18 protein-coding genes are annotated in these 19,762 nt (G+C 66.2%); 7 read left to right on the top strand and 11 right to left on the bottom strand.

Features of this window, described 5'->3' with window-relative positions:
- Positions 1-11 precede the first annotated feature (11 nt).
- Positions 12-1,244 (top strand): M24 family metallopeptidase, encoded by a 1,233-nt coding sequence (locus VNW74_RS01970; RefSeq protein ID WP_325674920.1) that lies wholly within the window; start codon positions 12-14, stop codon positions 1,242-1,244.
- Between the two features lie 96 nt (positions 1,245-1,340).
- Positions 1,341-2,462 (top strand): M24 family metallopeptidase, encoded by a 1,122-nt coding sequence (locus VNW74_RS01965; protein WP_325674919.1) that lies wholly within the window; start codon positions 1,341-1,343, stop codon positions 2,460-2,462.
- Between the two features lie 103 nt (positions 2,463-2,565).
- Here VNW74_RS01965 and VNW74_RS01960 read toward each other — a convergent pair whose 3' ends face one another.
- From VNW74_RS01960 to VNW74_RS01940, 5 genes are all read right to left on the bottom strand, one after another.
- Positions 2,566-3,330, bottom strand: a complete 765-nt coding sequence (locus tag VNW74_RS01960) for an SDR family NAD(P)-dependent oxidoreductase (protein WP_325674918.1) — start codon at positions 3,328-3,330, stop codon at positions 2,566-2,568.
- Complete coding sequence (locus VNW74_RS01955) at positions 3,327-5,717, bottom strand: CoA transferase (protein WP_325674917.1); 2,391 nt, start codon at positions 5,715-5,717, stop codon at positions 3,327-3,329. Before VNW74_RS01955 ends, VNW74_RS01960 begins: the two co-directional genes overlap by 4 nt.
- Before the next feature lie 16 nt (positions 5,718-5,733).
- On the bottom strand, positions 5,734-6,702 hold the full coding sequence (locus VNW74_RS01950; RefSeq protein WP_325674916.1) for an enoyl-CoA hydratase/isomerase family protein: 969 nt from the start codon (positions 6,700-6,702) through the stop codon (positions 5,734-5,736).
- A gap of 96 nt (positions 6,703-6,798) precedes the next feature.
- Complete coding sequence (locus VNW74_RS01945; RefSeq protein WP_325674933.1) at positions 6,799-7,926, bottom strand: cytochrome P450; 1,128 nt, start codon at positions 7,924-7,926, stop codon at positions 6,799-6,801.
- Positions 7,927-8,212: 286 nt separating this feature from the next.
- Positions 8,213-8,896, bottom strand: a complete 684-nt coding sequence (locus tag VNW74_RS01940; RefSeq protein WP_325674932.1) for a TetR/AcrR family transcriptional regulator — start codon at positions 8,894-8,896, stop codon at positions 8,213-8,215.
- Positions 8,897-9,240: 344 nt separating this feature from the next.
- On the opposite strand from VNW74_RS01940, the gene VNW74_RS01935 reads away from it, so the two are divergent.
- From VNW74_RS01935 to VNW74_RS01925, 3 genes are read left to right on the top strand one after another with little or no spacing between them, the layout of a single operon-like run.
- Positions 9,241-10,236, top strand: a complete 996-nt coding sequence (locus VNW74_RS01935; protein WP_325674915.1) for a GNAT family N-acetyltransferase — start codon at positions 9,241-9,243, stop codon at positions 10,234-10,236.
- Between the two features lies 1 nt (position 10,237).
- Positions 10,238-10,900, top strand: coding sequence for a DUF5642 family protein (locus tag VNW74_RS01930; RefSeq protein ID WP_325674914.1), 663 nt, complete (start codon positions 10,238-10,240; stop codon positions 10,898-10,900).
- Between the two features lie 27 nt (positions 10,901-10,927).
- Complete coding sequence (locus VNW74_RS01925; protein WP_325674931.1) at positions 10,928-11,584, top strand: DUF5642 family protein; 657 nt, start codon at positions 10,928-10,930, stop codon at positions 11,582-11,584.
- Between the two features lie 3 nt (positions 11,585-11,587).
- Here the strand turns inward: VNW74_RS01925 and VNW74_RS01920 are convergent, their stop codons facing one another.
- Positions 11,588-12,184: an alpha-ketoglutarate-dependent dioxygenase AlkB gene (locus VNW74_RS01920; RefSeq protein WP_325674913.1), complete on the bottom strand. Its 597-nt coding sequence runs from the start codon at positions 12,182-12,184 to the stop codon at positions 11,588-11,590.
- A 59-nt stretch (positions 12,185-12,243) separates the two neighbouring features.
- Positions 12,244-12,675 carry a redox-sensitive transcriptional activator SoxR gene (soxR, locus tag VNW74_RS01915; protein WP_325674912.1) on the bottom strand — a complete coding sequence of 144 codons (432 nt, stop codon included), beginning with the start codon at positions 12,673-12,675 and terminating at the stop codon, positions 12,244-12,246.
- 46 nt (positions 12,676-12,721) lie between these two features.
- Here soxR and arcA point away from each other — a divergent pair, with 46 nt between their 5' ends.
- Entirely contained in the window at positions 12,722-13,930 is a 1,209-nt protein-coding gene (gene arcA / locus VNW74_RS01910; protein WP_325674911.1) for an arginine deiminase, read from the top strand.
- 13 nt (positions 13,931-13,943) lie between these two features.
- On the opposite strand, the gene VNW74_RS01905 is transcribed toward arcA, so the two are convergent.
- Positions 13,944-15,497: a dolichyl-phosphate-mannose--protein mannosyltransferase gene (locus VNW74_RS01905; protein WP_325674910.1), complete on the bottom strand. Its 1,554-nt coding sequence runs from the start codon at positions 15,495-15,497 to the stop codon at positions 13,944-13,946.
- Between the two features lie 25 nt (positions 15,498-15,522).
- Between VNW74_RS01905 and rsmI the strand changes: the two genes are divergently transcribed.
- Entirely contained in the window at positions 15,523-16,377 is an 855-nt protein-coding gene (rsmI, locus tag VNW74_RS01900) for a 16S rRNA (cytidine(1402)-2'-O)-methyltransferase (RefSeq protein WP_325674909.1), read from the top strand.
- On the opposite strand, the gene VNW74_RS01895 is transcribed toward rsmI, so the two are convergent.
- The 3 genes from VNW74_RS01895 to VNW74_RS01885 are packed head-to-tail and all read right to left on the bottom strand — an operon-like array spanning position 16,378 to position 19,734.
- Entirely contained in the window at positions 16,378-17,628 is a 1,251-nt protein-coding gene (locus tag VNW74_RS01895; protein ID WP_325674908.1) for an aminodeoxychorismate synthase component I, read from the bottom strand.
- Between the two features lie 22 nt (positions 17,629-17,650).
- Positions 17,651-18,553, bottom strand: coding sequence for an RNA polymerase sigma-70 factor (locus VNW74_RS01890; RefSeq protein WP_325674907.1), 903 nt, complete (start codon positions 18,551-18,553; stop codon positions 17,651-17,653).
- The gene (locus VNW74_RS01885) at positions 18,550-19,734 is read right to left on the bottom strand and encodes an NAD(P)/FAD-dependent oxidoreductase (protein ID WP_325674906.1); all 1,185 of its coding nucleotides are present in this window, start codon (positions 19,732-19,734) and stop codon (positions 18,550-18,552) included. The genes VNW74_RS01890 and VNW74_RS01885 overlap by 4 nt, the downstream gene beginning before the upstream one ends.
- Between the last annotated feature and the right edge of the window lie 28 nt (positions 19,735-19,762).

Genomic DNA, 19,762 nt, shown 5'->3' with positions numbered 1-19,762 from the left:
TGGGTGTGTGAATGACGACTACTCCCAGTGCGCAAACGTTCGTGATCTCCGAGCAGCCTGACTGGGCGCGAATGCGTCGCGAAACCGGCGCGCGGCTTCGATCGGCGATGGCCGATCACGGCGTCGACGCGCTGATCCTGCTGATGAACGACAACGTGGTGTACGCCACGGGTGCGAGTTGGCCGGTGCTGGACGCCGGTCTGTCACACGTGGAGCGGCCGGTGGCGATCGTGCTGGCCACCGATGAGCACCCCCATCTGTTCCTACCGTTCCGCGAGGGGGCCGCGTCGGAATCGCAAGTGCCGCCCGATCATCTGCACGGTCCGCTGTATCTCGAATTAGACGAGGGCGTCGAGCATTTCGCGAGGGTGATCGCTGATCTGATACCGCCGCGCGCGACCGTCGCGGTCGATGAGATGACCGGGGCAATCCGCCGCGCCGCGGATCGACTTTTCCCCGGCGGGCCGCCCGCGGATGCGGCGGTGGTCGTGGGAGCCGCCAATCTGGTCAAGACGCAGGACCAGCTTTCCTGCCTGCAAAAGACCACTCGCATCACCGAGCAAGCCATGTCCGACGTGCAAAAGCAGCTGGTACCCGGCGTACGGCAAACCGATCTGTCAGCCAAGTTGGTGCGCAGGGCATTCGAACTGGGCGCGACGGCCAACATGCTCGAGGCGATCTGGCAGGTGATGCCGCCGTCGCGTGCCGAGGGGGTGTGGACGACGCACGGCGATCTCGCGCTGCCGCTGCTCACCGCGGAACGCGAACTCGCCGAAGGTGACGTGCTGTGGACTGACGTCAGCATCAGCTACGCGGGGTACTGTTCGGATTTCGGTCGAACCTGGCTGGTCGGCGACCAGCCGTCAGCGCGCCAGCAGGCGCAGTTCGACCAGTGGCGCCATATTCTCGACGCGGTGCTGAAAGTGACCAAAGCCGGTGCGACGTCGGGTGATCTGGCGCGCGCGGCGATCGCCGCCAACGGCGGCAGCAAGCCGTGGCTGCCGCACTTCTACCTCGGTCACGGCATCGGCACCTACCCCGCCGAACCACCCATGATCGGAACGGACTTGGGCGAGGAGTACGACGACAACTTCGTGTTTCCGCCAGGCATGGTGCTGGTGCTGGAGCCGGTGGTGTGGGAGGACGGCACCGGCGGCTACCGCAGTGAGGAGATCGTGGTGATCACCGAGGACGGCTTCTTGCCGATTACCGACTACCCGTATACGCCCTATGGCCCGCGCTGACGACGATGCAGTGGGGGCATCCCCAGCCGCGGAGCGGCGAGGGGGACGAAGCGATGCGGTGGGGGCACCTCCCGCTTGCGGGGGAGAGTAGCGCCGATGGCCACTGAGATTTCGCCCGACGGCCGGGCATTACGGATGGGTCGCCGCCAACGGGCGCTGGCGCAGATGGACGCCCACGACATCGACATCCTGGTGCTGGGACGACAGGCCAATGTTCGTTACGTCAGCGGTGCGCCGCAATTGTGGATCGGCGGGACGCGGCCGTTCGGCCCGGTCTGCGTGGTCGTGCGCGCTACCGGCGAGATCTACCTCATGAGCACCGCTGACGAAGGGATCCCCGAAGAGATCGGCCGCGACCGGCTCTACGGTCTGGCTTGGAATCCGATGACGCTCATCGAGGTGTTGAAGAATATCGATGGCGCACCGACGGCCCGGCGGGTCGGAACCGATGCCATTTCACCGACTTTCGCCACGTTGCTGCCGATGGCGTTTCCGAATGCCCAACTCGTCGACGGCGAAGTGGTGATGCGGACAGCGCGGCGGATCAAGTCGCCCGACGAAGTGGCGGCGATGAACACCGCGCTGCGGGTCGCCGAAGCCGGGATTGCCGCAGCGGTCGCGGAGTTGCGGCCCGGGCTTTCGGAGCAGACGTTGGCTGGCGCGGTGCTGGAGGCGATGGCCGCGGGCGGGGTGAGCACGCCGGCCACCCAGGACGCCGCATGGGTGACGTCTCGAGAACACCCGTGGCGGCGCGCAACCGGCGATGGCCAGGTGGCCTCCGGCGACCTGGTCGCGTTTTCTGCCGGAGCTCTGGCCGACGGGTATGTCGCGGAGGTGGGCCGGACCTGGCCGGCCGGCGACGCCGACAACGGGCCGACTCACAAGCTTTATCGGCGCTCGCATGAGCTGTGGGACAGGCTGATTGCTGCCTGTCGTCCCGGCGCACCAGCCAGTGATCTGCTCGCGGCGTACGAGCTGGCCGGCGAGGCGCTACCGCCGATGGCCGTCGCGCACGGGCTGGGGTTGGGCTTCGATCCGCCGGTGATTTCCCGGCAGCTTCCCGCCACCGCCGAAGGCGAGCATCTGGATCCGGGGATGGTGTTGGCGCTGACCGGCTACGTGTGGCAGGAAGGCGTCGGCGCAGTGCTTCACCGCGACACGGTCCTCATCACCGACAACGGGCCCGAGGTGCTGACTGCCAGCCCGTCGTGGCAGTAGTCAGCAGTTTCACGCGAGCACCGCATCAAAAAGATCACCGAAATGTTCTGTCTCCCAGAGGCTCCAAAGTGATCACCGGTGACCCAGCGATCGTGTGCGTCGATCACCAGGTCTGTTCGGCGGCGCGGACCAACATGTGGTTGACGGCCACTCTGCGGTCGCGGGTGACGATATAGAGCACCGCGTCGGCGATGTCTTCGGGCGCCAACTTGACCATGTCGGCGGTCTGACGATCGAACGCTTTGCGCGATTCGGGGGACAGGTGGCTGCTGATCTCGGTGTCAACGGTGCCCGGCCCCACGACGCCGACCCGCACTCGCTTGCCCAGCAGCTCCTGGCGGATGCCCTCACTGAACGCGTTCACGCCGAATTTCGTCAGCGAATAGACGGCGGTGCCGGGTCGGGCGACCCAGCCGGCGGTGGAACTGATCGTGACCAGATCGGCGACGCCGCGTGGTGAGTCCGCGGCCGCGTCGATCAGGTGGGGGACCGCGGCCCGCGTGACGTATAAGACACCTTGCACGTTGACCCGCACCAGGTCATCCCAATCCTGCAGTGGCGCTTCGGCTGCGGACGCCATCCGCATCAGCCCGGCGTTGTTCACCACGGTGTCGAGCCGCCCCAGCTCGCCAACCACCCGCTGCACCGCCGCGGCTACCTGTTCGGCGTTGGTGACGTCGGCGGGAACCGCCAGCGCGGTGCCGCCCGACGATTCGATATCGGCTTTGAGCTCGTCGAGTCGATCAACGCGGCGGGCCAGCAGGGCGACCGCAGCGCCCTCGGCTGCCAGTGCTTTCGCCGTAGCGGCGCCGATGCCGCTGCTGGCACCCGTTATCAACGCAACTGTGCCGGCGAGCCTTTCGGTCATGTCCCCTCCCTCGCATGGGTGCGCAAGATTTCCTGCAGAACATAGTCGTTGTGCTCGCCGAGGACGGGAGCGCCGCGCGCAATCTCGGTCGGAGCAGCCGACATTCGCCACGGCGCTGCCAGTATCGGCCGTTGCCCTTCGCGATGATCGCTGACGAAGCGATAAAGCTCGCGTTCCCAGAGCAGCTGATCGCTGATCACGTCGAGGGATGTCGCGCTTTTGCTCGACGGCACACCAGCCAACCTGAGCCGCTGCGCCAGCTGCGCGGCGTCGCGGCTCTTGGTGAACCGGGCTAGGTCCGTGTCGAGCGTATCGGTGTGCTGGAGTCGCTCCGGCATGGCGGCGTAGCGCGCGTCGTCGGCGAGCGTGGTGGCGCCGAGGACGTCGCACAGTGCGCGCCACTGCCTGTCGTCGGCCACGGCAACGCTGATCCAGTCCCCGCCCGAACAGGGATAGCAGTTGTGCGGGGCCATATCTGGATCGCGGTTGCCTTCAGGGGAGGCGTGCGTGCCGGTGAGGTCCTGTTCGAGCAGGCAATCGCCGATCATCGACGATAGCGTTTCCACCGCCGACACGTCGACGAATTGGCCTTCTCCGCTGAGGTCTCGATGAAGCAACGCGGTTACCGCGGCGAGCGCCGCGGCCGCGCCGACGGTGGAATCGCCGTAGCGCATGCTGGTTCCGAGCGGGGGTCCACCTCGATAGCCCACCAGAGAAGCGAGTCCGGCCAAGGCGGCGAAACATGGCGCGTAACCGGTCTGATAGCCCAACGGTCCGTTGTTGCCCCACATCTTGATTGACACCGAGATGATGTCGCCCTTGATGGACTTGAGCTGCTGATAGCTGAGCCCCAGTCGCTCCATCGCCCCGGGACGAAGATTGTTGACGACGATGTCGCTGTGGGCGATCAGGTCGCGAAGGCAGTCCACGTCCGCTGCTGACTTCAGATCCAATTCCACGCTGAGGACTTCGGGATTGATGCTCAGAAAGTAGGGCGCGTGGTTGATGTCGGTCCCGCCGTAGGCACGCATCTCGTCGGGATTGCTGGAGCTTTCGACCTTGATCACTTCGGCGCCCAGGAACGCAAGGAGCTTGCCGGCGTACGGGCCGGCCCACACTTTGGTGAGCTCGACGACCCGCACTCCTTGTAGTGGGCCGCCCCGTGACGCCTTCGGCGGCTTGAGTTGTGCCGACTTCACCGTCGGTCCCGAACGCGGCGTCTCGATGCTGTCCGCGATCTCGGCGGTGTGCTGGCCCAGGGTGGGCGCCGCGCGCGTGACGCCCGCTGGTGATGCGCTCATCAGGTAGGGAACGGTCGGATAGGCCGCGCTGCCCAACACCGGATGGGTGATGTGCTGGAAAAAGCCGCGATGACGGTACTGAGGCGAGTTCTTCAGGTCGGCAGCGCTTTTGACGGGCACCAGGGGGACTCCCAATCGCTGCGCCTGGTCGGCTGCCGCATCTTTGCGCAGGCCGGCGACCCACTTGGCGAACCCGTTCTGAAGTGTCACCACTTTCTCTGGCGTGACCGAGAACTCCAGCCAGTCGTCATCGAATTCGTCGAGCCATTCCGGTTGGCCCATCAGCTTTTTGAGGCCCATCCAGTGATTGCGGCTGGTCATGTAGAGATAGACGAACCCATCTGCGCACGCAAAAAATGAGGCCGGGCCTTGCTGATCGTAGTCCTCGCGGGTGTTTTCGGCCGCGACCTCCCCGGTGATGAACCTGCCCAGCACGCAGTCGGCGCGCGACGCCAGCACCGCCTGCTGCGACACGTCGATGTATTCGCCTTTCCCACTGTGCAGATGCCGGAACAGCGATGCGACGACGCACAGCGCCGCGTCGAGCCCGGCCTCGTAGTCGGCGAGGAAACGGCCCGGTCCCTTCAGCGGCGGTTTGGTGGGATCGGCATGGCTGGGCGTGTGGTAACCCCATCCGCTGCTGTTGAACACGTTGATACTCTTGGCGTTCTGGAACTCGGGCGGGGCGCCACCGCCGTATGGGGTGATCGAGCAGAACACCAAGGCGGGGTACCGACGCGCAACATCGTTCGCTGACACGCCAGCCGCTTCAACCCACGAGGGTGCGTGATCGTCGACGATCGCATCGGCCGTGCCGATGATCCTGTGCAGCGTGTCGATCCCGCTGGCCGAGGCCACGTCGAGCACGACCGAACGCTTGTTGGTGTTCAGATATGCGAAAAGTGCGCTGCGTTCGGGCCCGCCGTCGTCACCGATGATCGGCGCCATCGACCGAGTCGGGCTGCCGCAATCCGGACGTTCGATTTTGACCACCTCGGCGCCGAAGTCCGCGAGCAGTTTCCCGCAGTATTCTCCGGCAACCGATTCGGCCAGTTCGACGATCCTGATACCAGTCAGTGCCGACATGCACTACCTCGAAACGTCAGGGCTTGTTGCGTCCCGAGCGGCTGAGCCGCCACTCCGGCGGGAAGTTCAGGTCGTTGTCTTTGACCACGTTGTTGAGGCCCTTTTCGAAGGTGCCCTCGGTGAGGTCGACCTCTTGCGCGTCGTTTTGGATCAGCGGCAACATGCCCTCGACCATCCCGGTGAGCAGACTGCCGAAGTATTCGCCCTTGTGCTGCTTGTAGAGCTCCAGGAAGGTCTTCTGCACCGCGACGGTGTCGGTCGGGCGCGACTTCGAGCATGCCAGCGCGTATTTCAGCGTTTCGTCCTCCAGCTTGTCGCGGGGCACCACGCTGTTGACAAAGCCGCAGTCGTACATCTCCTTGGCACTGAACGGTCGGCCCGTGAACAGCATTTCAGAGAACTTCCGCAAGCCCATCGTCTCGGCCCACCACCACAGGCGTGGTCCCCAGCCTACGTAACGGAAGGCTGGATGCCCGAATAGCGCATCGTCAGAAGAGATCACCAGATCGGCGTCGCCGGCCTGGTAGAAGTGCCAGCCATAGCAGTAGCCCTTGGCCTCGATGATGCTGATCTTGCGAAGCTCCTGAAGCGGGCGGTTTCCGGCGCGCGCCTTGGCGTAGAAGTCGGTGACGGTGGATAGATAACGGTATGAGCCGCCCGGCGGGTACTTGACGTCGTCGTCGTTGATGGCCAGTTCATGTAGCAGCGGTAGGCCCGGGTTCTCCAGCATCGGGCGCTGCTCGGGCAAGTCGCCGCCGCTGCCGAAGTCTTGGCCCTCGCCACGGATCACTACGACCTTGACGTCGTCGTCCACGTTGCACTTGTGGATCAGGTCGGCGTAGTTCTGCCGCATACCCAGGGTGGTGGCGTTCTGCGCCTCAGGACGATCGAAGGTGATATAGGCGATTCTGTTCTTCTTGTCCTTCTCGAACCTGATGTACTGCTCGGCTTCCTTCTTGAGTTCTTCGTAGTCGTACTCGGGCATGTGACTCTCCACTTCCTTGTGTCTACTTGAGCAAAGCACCCGCATCAACGGGCAGCGAAACGCCAGTGACCCTCGACGCGACCAGTCATCGTCGCCTCACGGTGTCCAGGCGGGCATCGACTCCCACCCTCGCACTGTCGATGTCGGGCTGAGGCTGGCATTCGCCAGGTCGATTTCCCACTCCGGAAAGCGCTTGAGGATCTCTTCGAGGGCGATTCGGCCTTCCAGGCGCGCCAGCGCTGAGCCCAGGCAGAAGTGCGTGCCGACGCTGAAGGCGAGGTGCTGGTGTGCGGGCCGGTGGATGTTGAATTCCTCACTGTCGGGGCCGAATTGACGGTCGTCGCGGCAGGCGGCCCCGATCAGCATCATCATCACGCTGCCTGCGGGCACCGTCTGCTCGTAGCAGGTGACGTCGCGTGTCACATACCGGGCCGTGTGCGGTGCCGGTGGCTCGTAGCGCAGCAGTTCTTCGATGGCCTGCGGTATCAGCGCCGGGTCGCGGGCCATTTCGCGACGCTGATCGGGATGTTCGGCGAGAACCTTTCCGGCCCAACCGATCAGCCGCGTGGTGGTCTCGTTGCCTGCGCCGGCGACGACGTTGACGTAAATCAGTAACTCGTCGCGGGTCAGTCGACGGGTGATGCCGGTCTCGTCGACGAACTCGACGTTGAGCAGTTCGGTCATGATGTCGTCGGACGGATGCTCGGCGCGCCAATCGATGTAGGCGGCGAAGATTTCGCCGGTGGCCAAGCCCTCTTCGGCGTTCATGGGTTTTCCGGCTTCGGTGCGCAGTTGCGCGTTGGTGCGGTCGCGGATGAATTCCTGATCGTCTTCCGGAATGCCGAGCAGCATGCTGATGACCTTCATCGGCATCTGGGCTCCCAGGTCGGCGACGAAGTCGATATGTCCCGATCCGACGAGCGGGTCCAGCGACTGGCCGCAGAATTCGCGAATCCTGGGCTCGAGCGCAGCGATTTTGCGCGGGGTGAACATGCGGGCCAGCAGCTTGCGATGCACGTCGTGGATCGGCGGATCCTCCATGATGAGCATGCCGGGTGGGATGTCGAGATTGGCCTTGATCAACTCCAGGATGATGCCCCGCGCTGAACTGAACGCCCCGTGGTCGACCAGGGCCTTGTCGACATCGGCGAACCGGCTGAACGCGTAGAAATCATGCTGTGCGTTGTAGTACAGCGGCGCCTTTTCGCGAAGTCGGCGAAACATCGGATACGGGTCGGCGTTGAGGACGACGTCGTAGGGGTCGTAATAGACGTCCTGGACGTCCAAGCCGGTGCTGATCGTCACGAAATCTCGCCTTTCGCCACAACTTCCAAGATCTCCGATGCGCCGCCAGCCGGGATCGATGCCGCCAGTGTGACAGCGTCTGAGGCGGTTCGGGCGATTTGTACTTTCTGCTTAATCCATCCGCGCTCGCCGACTCAAGCGTGGCCGGCAAACTCTATTGTCGTAGAGAACCACATGGGCCCAGGTTGGGCAAGACCCGGTTGCCCTAGCGGGCGGGCGATGACCGCCCGCGGCGGGGCCGCACCGAGGCGCCGTCGTGGGTAAGCCCTCCCTGCTGCTCGCTGCCCAAGATGCCCGCGACGATGGCCGACAGAACGCCGTCGAGCCGTTCCGGGCTGTCGATGATGCGGTCGCCGTGGGCGAATCGCAGCAAAAGGCCGTTGATGAACGTCAGCGTGACGTTGCTTAGGTCGTCGACGACAGCGGGATCCAGGTCGGGGCCGTGCGGCAGCAACTGCACCAGGATGTCGTGGTGCAGCTGTGTGAATGCGTCCGTGGCGCGCTGCAGGGTTGCGGCAATCGCCGGGTCGCGGGTCGCCTGCATGGTCAGCTCATAGCGCGCCTTGGTTCGGCTCAGCTGTGGCTCTTCCCCGGACTGGATGACCAGCGTTGCCAAGGTGGAGGCCGACGCCCCGTCGTCGAGGCCGGCCCGGTCGGCGACCGACTGCAAGGCGGCCAGGTCCAGCTCGGCCATCCGCTCGGCAACCGCGCGCAACAGCGCTGAGCGGGTGCGGAAATAGAACGAGGTGGTGCCGTCGGGAACGCCGGCGCGCGCGTCGACTTTCAGATGGCTCAGGCCCTTGGCGCCGTCGTCAGCCAACAGTTGGATCGCCGCATCGCACAGTTCCCGGCGGCGCCGGTCCGGATTTGGCTTGCGTCTCTTCTGTATGCCGGCAGTGTAGCGGCCGGTGGCAGGCGGTTTTGGTGTCAAAGCTCATCTTTGCGGCGTGCGGGGTTTCAGGTCGACACCAGACTACTCTATATTCGTAGTGTCAATCAAAATCGCCGAGCCAGTCGAACGGACACACATCCGGGCTGGACTTCCCAGTGCTTGGTCGCTGCATCGTCGGGCAAATCCTTGCTGCAACCCGAACCCAGCCCATAACCTTGGCAGCATCGGACCGCGACGACGGGGTCGCTGACCCGGCGGGTATGAAACGACAACAGGGGCGGATACATGGCGCAGCGGTCACCGCGAGTCTCCGGCATGCCCGGCCCATCCGGGACGCCGTAGTGACCGAACTGACCGCGCTGCGCGCCGACGAACTCGCGGGATTGGACATCTTCACGGGCTGTCCGCCCGAGGACTTGATGCCGCTGGCAGCCAGCCTGCAGCCGCTGCATGCCGCCGCGAGCCAGGTGCTCATGCAGCAAGGTGAGCAGGCGGTTTCCTTCCTGCTGATCTCGTCGGGTACCGCCGAGATCCGCCACGTCGGAGACGATGACGTCGTGACCGTCGAGCAGGTGTCCGCCGGCACGATCGTCGGTGAGATCGCTCTGCTGCGTGGGATCGCGCGGACCGCGACCGTGACCACGACCGAACCGTTGAACGGGTGGATCGGCGACAACGACGCGTTCGCGCGGATGGTGCACATCCCCGGGATCATGAGCCGATTGGTGCGCACAGTCCGCCAGCGGCTCGCCGCCTTCCTCACGCCGATCCCGGTTCGGGTGCGCGACGGAACAGAACTGCTGCTTCGTCCGGTGTTGCCCGGCGACAGCGAGCGGACCATGCAGGGTCGTGTCTGGTTCTCCAGCGACACGCTGTATCGCCGCTTCATGTCGCCGCGGGTTCCCAGCCCAGCGCTGATGGACTACCTGGCCGAGGTCGACTACGTCGACCACTTCGTGTGGGTGATGACCGATGCGGATGGCAACCCGGTTGCCGACGGCCGCTTCGTCCGAGACGACCACGACCCTACCGTCGCCGAGGTCGCGTTCACCGTCGCCGACGCCTACCAGGGCCGCGGTATCGGCTCCTTCCTGATCACCGCGCTCTCCGTCGCCGCCCGGGTCGACGGCGTGGAAAAGTTCACCGCCCGGATGCTCGCCGACAACGTGGCGATGCGGACGATCATGGACCACTACGGCGCTTTCTGGGAGCGCGACGACGTCGGGGTGGTCACCACCGTCATCGCGGTGCCCGACCAGCGCGACCTTCCGTTAAGCCGCGACATGACGAACAACATCAAACGTACTGCGCGCCAAGTTATTCGGGCTGTCAGCTAGCATGCGACTCCGCGTCACTGCGGTTGTTGTCCTGCTGCTCGCCTCATGCGCTCACGCACGCCAACCCGCACCGACGACTTCCGGCAGCACGCAGGCTCGCCAGGTCAACCCCGCCAACATCAGGCGGGTGGGACGCGAATTGCCGCCCGGCTATGAGGTAACCGAGGTTTCGGGCGTGGCCGCGCCGCCGACGATCTGGGGTCTTGGCGGGGATGGCGTAGCAACCCCGGCGCGCTGCGCGGCGCTGGCCGACCCGGCCGATAGTCACGGGCAATCCGCCCAAGGTATTTCGGGTTCCGGTGCGGGCGGCATCGTCTACGCGGTGGTCGTGACCGCGCCGACGGGCCCGGTGGCGCTCGACCACTCCCTGGTTACCCAGTGCCACGGGTGGACTATGAGCAGCGGGCGTGCCACGGCCCGGGTTCATCTCGTCGACCCACCCCGCATCGAGGGCGCCGAAACCCTCGGTATGGCCACCGATATCACCACGTCGGTCGAAGGAGGCAATGAAATCGACTCTCGGGCAAGCACCTTCACCGCTTATCTGGGCGACTACTATGCGTTCACCGCGCTGATCAGTGACCCCGGCTCATCGCATTCGCCGCTTACGCCGCAGTTCGCGGCCGATCTGTTGGTGAAAACCGTGTCGGCGTTACGCGCCTGAGGGCCTTGCACTAGATTGACGCGGGTGATGAGAATAGCGGTCGCGATTGGAAGTGCCTGCTTGCTGGCGGGCTGCTCATCGCACGGATCGTCGGAGACCGCCCCGTCCGCCGATATCACCAAGATTTCGCAGGTCAAGTCGGATTTCGGGCCGGAGTTCAAGGTCAAGGACGTCCCGAAGACCGCAATCGACCCCAAGGTGTTGTCGACGCACAAGCTTCCGCCGGGGCTGAAGTTCGACCCGCCGGATTGCTCGTCATTCGTGGTTGGCGAGGACATGCCGCCGGGCCTGCAGGGAAACATGGCCGCGGTGGCCGCCGAGGGTGATGGCAATCGCTTCATTGCCATGGCCGTGCAGACGTCCGAGGCGGTGCCGGTCAACGACCCAGGGCGCAAATGCCAGAAGGTGGGATTCGAGGGCGGCCGGGTGCGCGGTCTCATCGAGGTCGTCAAAGCGCCGCAGATCCAGGGGACACGCACCCTGGGCGTGCACCGTGTCCTGCAAACGACGGTGAACGGAAAGCCGCGCAGCGGCGAGCTTTACAACTACACCGCGCACTTCGGCGACTATCAGGTGATCATCACCGCCAACCCCGTGCCGCAACCTGGCAAGTCGGCCACGCCCATCGACACCAATCGGGCGCGCGACTTGCTGGTCAAATCCGTCGCGGCGATCAGAAGCTGATTTCTAGCGCACGTCTCTGGGCCGGAACTGGATGCTGACCCGGGGGCTGTTGCACGCCGAGGTTTTGGGAACCGAGTGTTCCCACGTCCGCTGACAGGAACCGCCCATCACCAGCAGATCGCCGTGCGCCTGTGGCAGCCGCAACGACGGGCCGCCGCCGCGCGGTCGTAACGCGAAGGTGCGGGTGGCACCGAGGCTGACGATCGCCACCATGGTGTCCTGGGTGCTGCTGCGGCCGATCGTGTCGCCGTGCCAGGCGACGCTGTCCGACCCGTCGCGATAGCAGCACAGGCCTACGGTCGTGAACGGCTCACCCAATTCGCCGCCGTAGATGTCGTTGAGCCGACGGCGTAACCGGCTCAGCCGTGGATGCGGTGGATCCTCGACCGTGAGGTCATGAAAGCTCACCAGGCGCGGCACGTCGAGGACGCGGTCGTACATCTGACGCCGCTCCGCGCGCCACGGCACAGTTGTCAGGAGTTCGCCCAACAAGTCGTCGGCGCCGGTCAGCCATCCGGAGCGGATATCGATCCAGGCCCCCTTGCCCAGCGGCCTCCGTTCGTTGCAGTCGAACAACGACTCCTGTACCGCAATCGCCACGACACCAATTCTATCGCACACCCGTTCGAATTCGCGCGGCGCCGTTGCGAGCGGTCGAACTACAGTCGGACCGGACCGGGCCCCTGCTTGGCGAGCACGTCGCCCGGATTGGTCAACGCGCAACTGCGCAGGCTCAGACAACCGCAACCGATGCAGTCGGCCAGGTTATCGCGCAGCCGCTGAAGATGCAGGATCCGATCGTCGAGGTCTGCCCGCCAGCCCGCCGACAGCCGCGCCCAGTCCCGGCTGGTCGCAACCCGATCGGCGGGCAGCGTGGCCAGTGCCGCGCGGACACGCGCGAGCGGGATGCCCAGCCGGTGCGACATCCGGATGAAGGCGACTCGCCGGAGGGTGTCGCGACTGTAGCGGCGCTGATTGCCCGATGTGCGCCTGCTGGTGATCAGCCCCTGCCGCTCGTAGAAGTGCAAAGCCGAGACCGCAACGCCGGCCCGAGCGGCCAGTTCTCCCGGTAGTAGTTCCTCGGCATCCATAACCTGAACCATACTTGAGGTGACGGTTCGGGTTACCGTGCTAAGTGTGAGTAGCAGCGAGCTGGGGTCCAACTCGGAAGTCGGTGCACTGCGAGTGGCGATCCTGCACCGACCGGGCGCCGAACTGCGTCGACTCACGCCGCGTAACAACGATGATCTGCTGTTCGACGGATTGCCCTGGGTTGCAAGGGCGCAGGAGGAGCACGATGCGTTCGCCGAGCTGCTCAGGTCCCGCGGCGTTGAGGTGCTGCTGCTCTCCGACCTGCTGACGGAAGCTCTGCAGAGCGGTGCCGCCAGGATGCAGGGCATTGCTGCCGCCGTTGATGCTCCACGACTCGGATCACCGCTGGCGCAAGAGCTCTCGGCCTTCTTGCGTGGCCTTGACCCGGCCAGGTTGGCCGATGTGCTGATGGCCGGCATGACGTTCGCCGAACTGCCGTGGGACGCGGGCGCGGACGACTCGTTGGTGCGCCGCATGCATGACGGCACCGACTACGTCATCGAGCCATTGCCGAACCTGGTCTTCACCCGCGACTCGTCGATCTGGATCGGTCCCCGTATCGTCATCCCGTCGCTGGCCCTGCCGGCGCGGGTGCGCGAGGCGTCGTTGACCGATCTGATCTATGCCCACCATCCACGGTTCACCGGTGTGCGCCGCGCCTACGAATCCCGCACCGCGCCCGTCGAAGGCGGTGACGTGTTGCTGCTGGCACCGGGCGTCGTCGCGGTCGGGGTGGGTGAACGGACCACCCCGGCGGGTGCGGAAGCTCTGGCGCGCAGCCTGTTCGACGACGATCTGGCTAACACGGTGCTGGTCGTGCCGCTGGCTCAGGAACGCGCGCAGATGCACTTGGACACCGTGTGCACGGTGGTCGACACGGACGCGGTGGTGATGTATGCCAATGTCGTCGAGACATTATCCGCTTTCACGATCGCGCGCACGCCCGATGGCGTGAAGATCTCGGACGAGACTCCGTTCGTGGAGGCCGCGGCCACCGCGATGGGTATCGACAAGTTGCGCGTCATCGACACCGGGCTGGATCCCGTTGTCGCCGAACGTGAACAGTGGGATGACGGCAACAACACGCTGGCGTTATCGCCCGGGGTCGTCGTCGCCTACGAGCGCAATGCGCGGACCAACGCTCGTCTGAGGGACGCCGGGATCGAGGTGCTGACGATCGCCGCCTCCGAATTGGGGACTGGTCGGGGTGGCCCGCGGTGCATGTCCTGTCCCGCCGCCCGCGACCCGCTGTAAACAATGCGAGCCGTCACCGCCAGCTGGGCAGCCAGATCTCCATGTTCCAGGTGGTCTGCGAAATCGGCTGACCGGTCAGTACTGGAAACAGCCAGGCGAAGTTCGTCAGCACCAGTGCGACGTAACAGGATACGGCGATCAGTCCGAGGGTGCGGCGTTCCGCGCCTTGACCGGGTTTGTACAGGATGTCGCCACAGATCAGCGCGATCGCCATCACCAAAAACGGCGCCATGGTGGCGGCATAGAAGAAGTACATCTGCCGGTCGATGTCGGCGAACCATGGCAGCCAGCCTGCGCAGTAGCCGACCAGCACCACGGCGTAGCGCCAGTCGCGGCGCACGATCATCCGCCAGCAGGCGTAGCCGAGGACGGGCACCGACAGCCACCACATCGCGGGAGTGCCGACCAGCATCACCGCCTTGACGCACGACTGGGCGCCGCAGCCCGGGACGTTCTGCTGGTCGATGGCGTAGAGCACCGGTCGCAGCGACATCGGCCACGCCCACGGTTTGGATTCCCACGGGTGATAGTTGCCCGCTGAATTCGTCAGGCCGGCATGGAATTGGTAGGCCTTGGCGGTGTAGTGCCACAGCGAGCGGATCGCGTCCGGCAGCGGGAAATCCGTTTGCGGTCCGATCGATTGGCCTACCTCGTGTCGATCGATCGCGGTCTCGGAGGCGAACCAGGGCGCGTAGCTGGCCAGGTACACCGCGAAAGGGATGAGCAGCAGCGTGTACATGGTCGGGCCCAGGTCGCGGCGGACGACGCCCAGCCACGGTCGCGGCACCCGGTATTGGCGGCGTGCCGCAACGTCGAACGCCAACGACATCAACCCGAAGAACACCACGAAGTACAGGCCGGACCACTTTGTCGCACAAGACAAACCGAGCAGCACCCCAGCGCCGAACCGCCACCAGCGCACGCCCAGGCGCGGGCCCCACACCGTATGGGCGCTGCGGCCTTCGGTCAGCGCGACGTGCATGCGCTCGCGCACCTGATCCCGGTCGACGATGAGCGCACCGAACGCGGCGACCACAAAGAATTCCAGGAAGCCGTCGAGGAGAGCCGTGCGCGCCGCCACAAAGCTGACCCCGTCGCCAATGAGCAGCAGTCCGGCGATTGCGCCGACCAACGTCGACCGGCTGATCCGTCGCACGATCCGCACGACCAGCGCCACCAGCAAAATGCCGAGTACTGCGCCGGTGAACCGCCAACCCAGCCCGTTGTAGCCGAAGATCGCCTCGCCGATCGCGATCAGTTCCTTGCCCACCGGCGGATGAACGACCAGACCGTACCCGGGGTTGTCCTCCACGCCGTGGTTGCGCAGCATCTGCCAGGCCTGCGGCGCGTAATGCTTCTCGTCGAAAATCGGCGTGCCGGCATCGGTCGGCGAACCCAGGTTCACCGTTCGGGTCACCGCCGCCAAAGCAGCAATCACCGCGGTCACCACCCAGCCCTCTAACCGGTCGACGGGTCCGAAATCGGGCACCGGCATCATCGGCCCGGGGCTGATAACAGGGACGGTCCGCTCGGTGGCGACGACGAGTTCATCGGACAGGGCGGTCATCACAGACAATCGTAAGCTGTGGCGCATGACTGGTGGCCGACTGTTGCTGGGCGCGACGCCATTGGGGCAGCCGTCCGATGCGTCACCGCGCCTTATCACCGCCTTGTCGTCGGCTGACATCGTCGCCGCCGAGGACACCCGCCGGGTGCGGACACTGGCCAAAGCGCTCGATGTCCGGATCGGCGGGAAGATCGTCAGCTTCTTCGATCACGTCGAGGCCTCCCGGGTGCCCGAGCTGATCGACGAGATCAGCACAGGGGCAACGGTGCTGGTGGTCAGCGACGCCGGGATGCCGCTGATCAGCGACCCGGGCCACCGGCTGGTGCTGGCCTGCCTGGACGCCGGTTTGCCGGTGCGGTGTCTGCCCGGTCCATCGGCGGTGACCACCGCGCTGGCGGTCTCGGGGCTGCCGTCAGACAAGTTCTGCTTCGAGGGATTCGCGCCACGCAAGCAGGCGGCGCGCCGCGATTGGCTGGCATCGCTGGCCGAGGAACGGCGCACTGCGGTGTTCTTCGAATCGCCGCGCCGGCTACCCGCATGTCTGCGTGATGCGGTCGAACGGCTCGGCGGGGATCGCCGGGCAGCCGTGTGCCGAGAGCTGACCAAGGTGCACGAGGAAGTGGTGCGCGGGTCGCTGGCGGAACTGGCGGCCTGGGCTGCCGACGGCGTGTTGGGCGAGGTGACCGTCGTGCTGGCCGGCGCCACCGTCCGCGCCGACCTGCCGGCGCTGGTCGCTGAGGTCGAGGCCCTGGCCGCCGCGGGAATCCGCGTCAAGGACGCCTGCGGCCAGGTGGCCGAGGCGCATCCGGAGTTGAAGTCGCGGAGGGTGCTCTACGACACGGTGTTGCGTTCGCGGCAGCAAGGCAGCGACCAAGGCTGACTACCGCGCGAAAAGCTCTGCGGGAATTCCCGCCCCGATGATCGGCGCCGCCTTGTGCAGGCATTCGTCCCACTCAGCGTCGGCGTCGGAGTCGGCGGTGATCCCGCCGCCCGACCCCAGCAGCGCGTTGCCCGCACTATCGAATTCCACGGTACGGATCGCGACGTTCAGCTCGCAGCCGGCGACCGGCGATGCCAAACCGACTGTGCCGCAGTACACTCCGCGCCTCGATCGCTCCCACCGGGTAATCAGTTGCCGCGCCCGTAGTTTGGGAGTGCCGGTAACCGAGGCCGGCGGGAATGCGGCATCCAGCAGCGTCGAGGTCGGCAGGTCGACCGGCATCAGCGCGGCCACCGTCGAGACCAAGTGCCACACACCCGGCGCGGGCCGGACCACCAGCAGCTCGGGCACAGTGACCGATCCGGTGACCGCGACGCGTCCCAGGTCGTTGCGGACCAGGTCGACGATCATGATGTTCTCGGCAACGTCCTTGGCCGAGGCTCTCAGCGCCGACGGGGAAGCGTCCAACGGCAGCGTGCCCTTGATCGGGCTCGACGTGACGACCTCACCACGACGGCGCAAAAAGAGCTCCGGCGACAGCGATGCCACCGCACCCCAGGACCCGGCCACATAGGCTGCCCGCGCCGGCGCGGTGCGCGCGACGCCGTCGATGAAGAAGTCGAGCGGTTCCCCGGCAATCGTGCCGGCGAACTGGGTGCATACGCAGGCCTGGTAGACCTCGCCGGCGCGGATGGCCTCCAGGCAGGCCAGCACCCCGTCGCGATGCGCCCGACGGTCGGCCGCGTCCCAATCGATCCGGTAAGGCCGCGCCGGTGCCGAACGCGGCGACGGCGCCGCCAAGGCTTGGGCCAGCCAATTCCGCATCGGGGCGCCCGACAGGCTCTCGTACCACCACTGCCGGTCACGGTCGCAGCGCAACACGCAGTCCGTCCACCCGCCCGCGGCTTCGGGTATTCGGGCGGACCGTCCGTCGGCGCTCGGATCGGGATAGGACAGGTAACCGATCCAGCCGCCGCCGACCGCCTCGCCATCCGCACCGGGCCGCACGGCGAACGCCCCGGCGGCGTCGACGGCGCGTACCGACACACTCGGCGCGATCACCGCCAGCGCGCCGAACCAGTCACCGGTCAGCGCGGCCGGCGGCGGTAGGTCCAGCCGGTTCGTGGCGTCACCGACGGCCCGCAGCACCTCATGCGGGCTGCCGAGATCGCCAAGCCGGTCGGTTCGCACGCCCCCTAGCTTGGCAGAGATCTCAGCCGCGGCTGATTTTGCGTGCGGTGGTGACGGCCGCGAGCTTGTCGGGATTGCGCATCGCGTAGAAGTTACTGATCTTGCCGTCGACGATCTCCACGGTGAAAACGCCCTCCAACTGGTCGCCGGCGTAGATCAGCACGGCCGGCGCGGCGTTACAGATGACCATCTCGGCGCGGACATCGGGCAGCTGCATGCCGCGGCCGATCAGCCCGACGACCGCTCTCGCGACCTTGTCGGCCCCGACCACCGGACGACGGGCCGCGCTGGCCTTGCCGCCGCCGTCGGAGGTCCACACCACGTCCGGGGCCAGCATCGACATCACCGCCTGCACATCGCCGCCGGCCGCCGCGGCCATGAACTCCGCGGCGATCCGGGCGTTCTGCTCCGGGTCCACCGGGGCGAAGCGCCTGCGCCGGGCCTGCACGTGTTCGCGGGCCCGATGCGCGACCTGCCGTACCGCCGCGACGGATTTGCCTACCGTGGAAGCGATTTCGTCGTAGTCGAACCCGAACACCTCGCGCAGCACGAACACCGCGCGTTCGTCGGGGCTCAAGGTCTCCAGCAGCACCAGCATCGCCATCGAAACCGACTCGGCCAGTACGACATCGGCTGACGGGTCTTGCTCGTCGAGCAGCAGCGGTTCGGGCAGCCAGGGTCCGACGTAGTCCTCCCGACGCCGAGCACCGGCGCGCAGCGCATTGAGCGCCTGACGGGTGACCAGCCGGGCCAGGTAGGACTTGGTGTCGAGCACTGACGACAGGTCTACCTGTGCCCAGCGCAGATAGCTGTCCTGCAGCACGTCATCGGATTCGGTTGCCGAGCCTAGGATTTCGTAGGCGATGGTGAACAGCAACGGCCGCAGCAGCACGAACCGTTCGGCATGTTCGTCGGAGCTGGTCACCGCACCGTCACCGTGTCGTTTGCCGGCTGCTCGGGCCGCTTGCCGCCCTTGAGCCAGAAGTATGAGCCGGGCTTGGTGGCCTCGCGGCGAATCGACCAGACCGTCGCCTTGCAGATTGCCTCTTTGAGCGACGCGGCGATCCGGCCACCGACGACGGCGTTCACCGGGGTGTCGTCGGTGCGGGCGATTTGGAGGCTGGCATACGAGCGGCCCAGGCTGATGCACTGCCCGATGAACGCCTGGTTCAGCGTCGCCGGTGTGGTGCCGGCGATGCGGCTCAGCACCGTGTTGGCGGCCTGAACTCCCAATGGCCCGGCCGCCTGGCAGCTCATCCGCAGCGGCTGGCCGGACGGTGCGGCGGCGTCTCCGGCCGCCACGATGCGCGGGTCGTCCACGCTGGTCAGGGTTTCATCGGTCAGCAACCGGCCCAGCCCATCGGTGCTCAGCCCGCTGCGGGCGGCCAGTTCCGGCACGCCGAAGCCCGCCGTCCACACCGTCAGCGCGCTTGGCAGCACGGCGCCAGCCGACAACGGCGAGTCCAGCACGACCGCGTCCGGGCGGACCTCGCGGACCACGGCGGTCTCGAGCACGTCGACACCGAGACGGCGCAGCCACTTGGCCACCGAACGTCGGCCCGGCCGGCTCAGCGACGGCCCCAGCACGCCGCCGCAGAGCAGGGTCACGCGGCGTTGCCCGGCCAGCTCGGATGCCGTTTCGATGCCGGTCAATCCGGCGCCGATCACGGTGACGGGTGCGTCGGGATGCAGCTCGTCCAGTGCGTCACGCAGCCGTTCCGCGTGCTCGAATTCGGCGACCGGATAGGCGAATTCGACCGCGCCGGCTACCGCAGACGGCGCCACGCCGGTGCTGCCGACGGCGTAGATCAGGTAGTCATAGTCCAACACAGCGCCGGAAGCCAGCTCGATCGTGCGGTCGGCGCTGTTGATCCGCTCGGCGGCATCGACGACCAGCCGGATACCCTCGCCGAGCAGCGTGCCGTAGTCGACGGCGGCGGTGCCGCTGCCCGCGGCCAACTGATGCAACCGGATTCGCTCAACGAATACCGGACGTGGATTGACCAGCGTGATCTCGACGTCCGCGCGCAGCCGCAGGTGGTTGGCGGCCAGCGTTCCGGCATATCCGCCACCGATCACGACGACGTGAGTGCGCTGCTGGGTCATTGCTGTCTCCTGTTCTCGCGGGATGTTC

The organism is Mycobacterium sp., from assembly GCF_035570115.1.
In the GTDB taxonomy this organism is placed as follows: domain Bacteria; phylum Actinomycetota; class Actinomycetes; order Mycobacteriales; family Mycobacteriaceae; genus Mycobacterium.
The sequence above is the reverse complement of the archived record's forward strand: the minus strand, read 5'-3'. Positions and strand labels throughout refer to the sequence as shown.

Bases quoted from the DNA above. Each gene is read 5' to 3' on its own strand.
- VNW74_RS01970 (WP_325674920.1), top strand. From the start codon at position 12: ATGACGACTACTCCCAGTGCGCAAACGTTCGTGATCTCCGAGCAGCCT.
- VNW74_RS01965 (WP_325674919.1), top strand. From the start codon at position 1,341: ATGGCCACTGAGATTTCGCCCGACGGCCGGGCATTACGGATGGGTCGC.
- VNW74_RS01960 (WP_325674918.1), bottom strand. From the start codon at position 3,330: ATGACCGAAAGGCTCGCCGGCACAGTTGCGTTGATAACGGGTGCCAGC.
- VNW74_RS01955 (WP_325674917.1), bottom strand. From the start codon at position 5,717: ATGTCGGCACTGACTGGTATCAGGATCGTCGAACTGGCCGAATCGGTT.
- VNW74_RS01950 (WP_325674916.1), bottom strand. From the start codon at position 6,702: ATGCCCGAGTACGACTACGAAGAACTCAAGAAGGAAGCCGAGCAGTAC.
- VNW74_RS01945 (WP_325674933.1), bottom strand. From the start codon at position 7,926: ATGTTTCGCCGACTTCGCGAAAAGGCGCCGCTGTACTACAACGCACAG.
- VNW74_RS01930 (WP_325674914.1), top strand. From the start codon at position 10,238: ATGCGACTCCGCGTCACTGCGGTTGTTGTCCTGCTGCTCGCCTCATGC.
- VNW74_RS01925 (WP_325674931.1), top strand. From the start codon at position 10,928: ATGAGAATAGCGGTCGCGATTGGAAGTGCCTGCTTGCTGGCGGGCTGC.
- soxR (WP_325674912.1), bottom strand. From the start codon at position 12,675: ATGGATGCCGAGGAACTACTACCGGGAGAACTGGCCGCTCGGGCCGGC.
- VNW74_RS01905 (WP_325674910.1), bottom strand. From the start codon at position 15,497: ATGACCGCCCTGTCCGATGAACTCGTCGTCGCCACCGAGCGGACCGTC.
- rsmI (WP_325674909.1), top strand. From the start codon at position 15,523: ATGACTGGTGGCCGACTGTTGCTGGGCGCGACGCCATTGGGGCAGCCG.
- VNW74_RS01885 (WP_325674906.1), bottom strand. From the start codon at position 19,734: ATGACCCAGCAGCGCACTCACGTCGTCGTGATCGGTGGCGGATATGCC.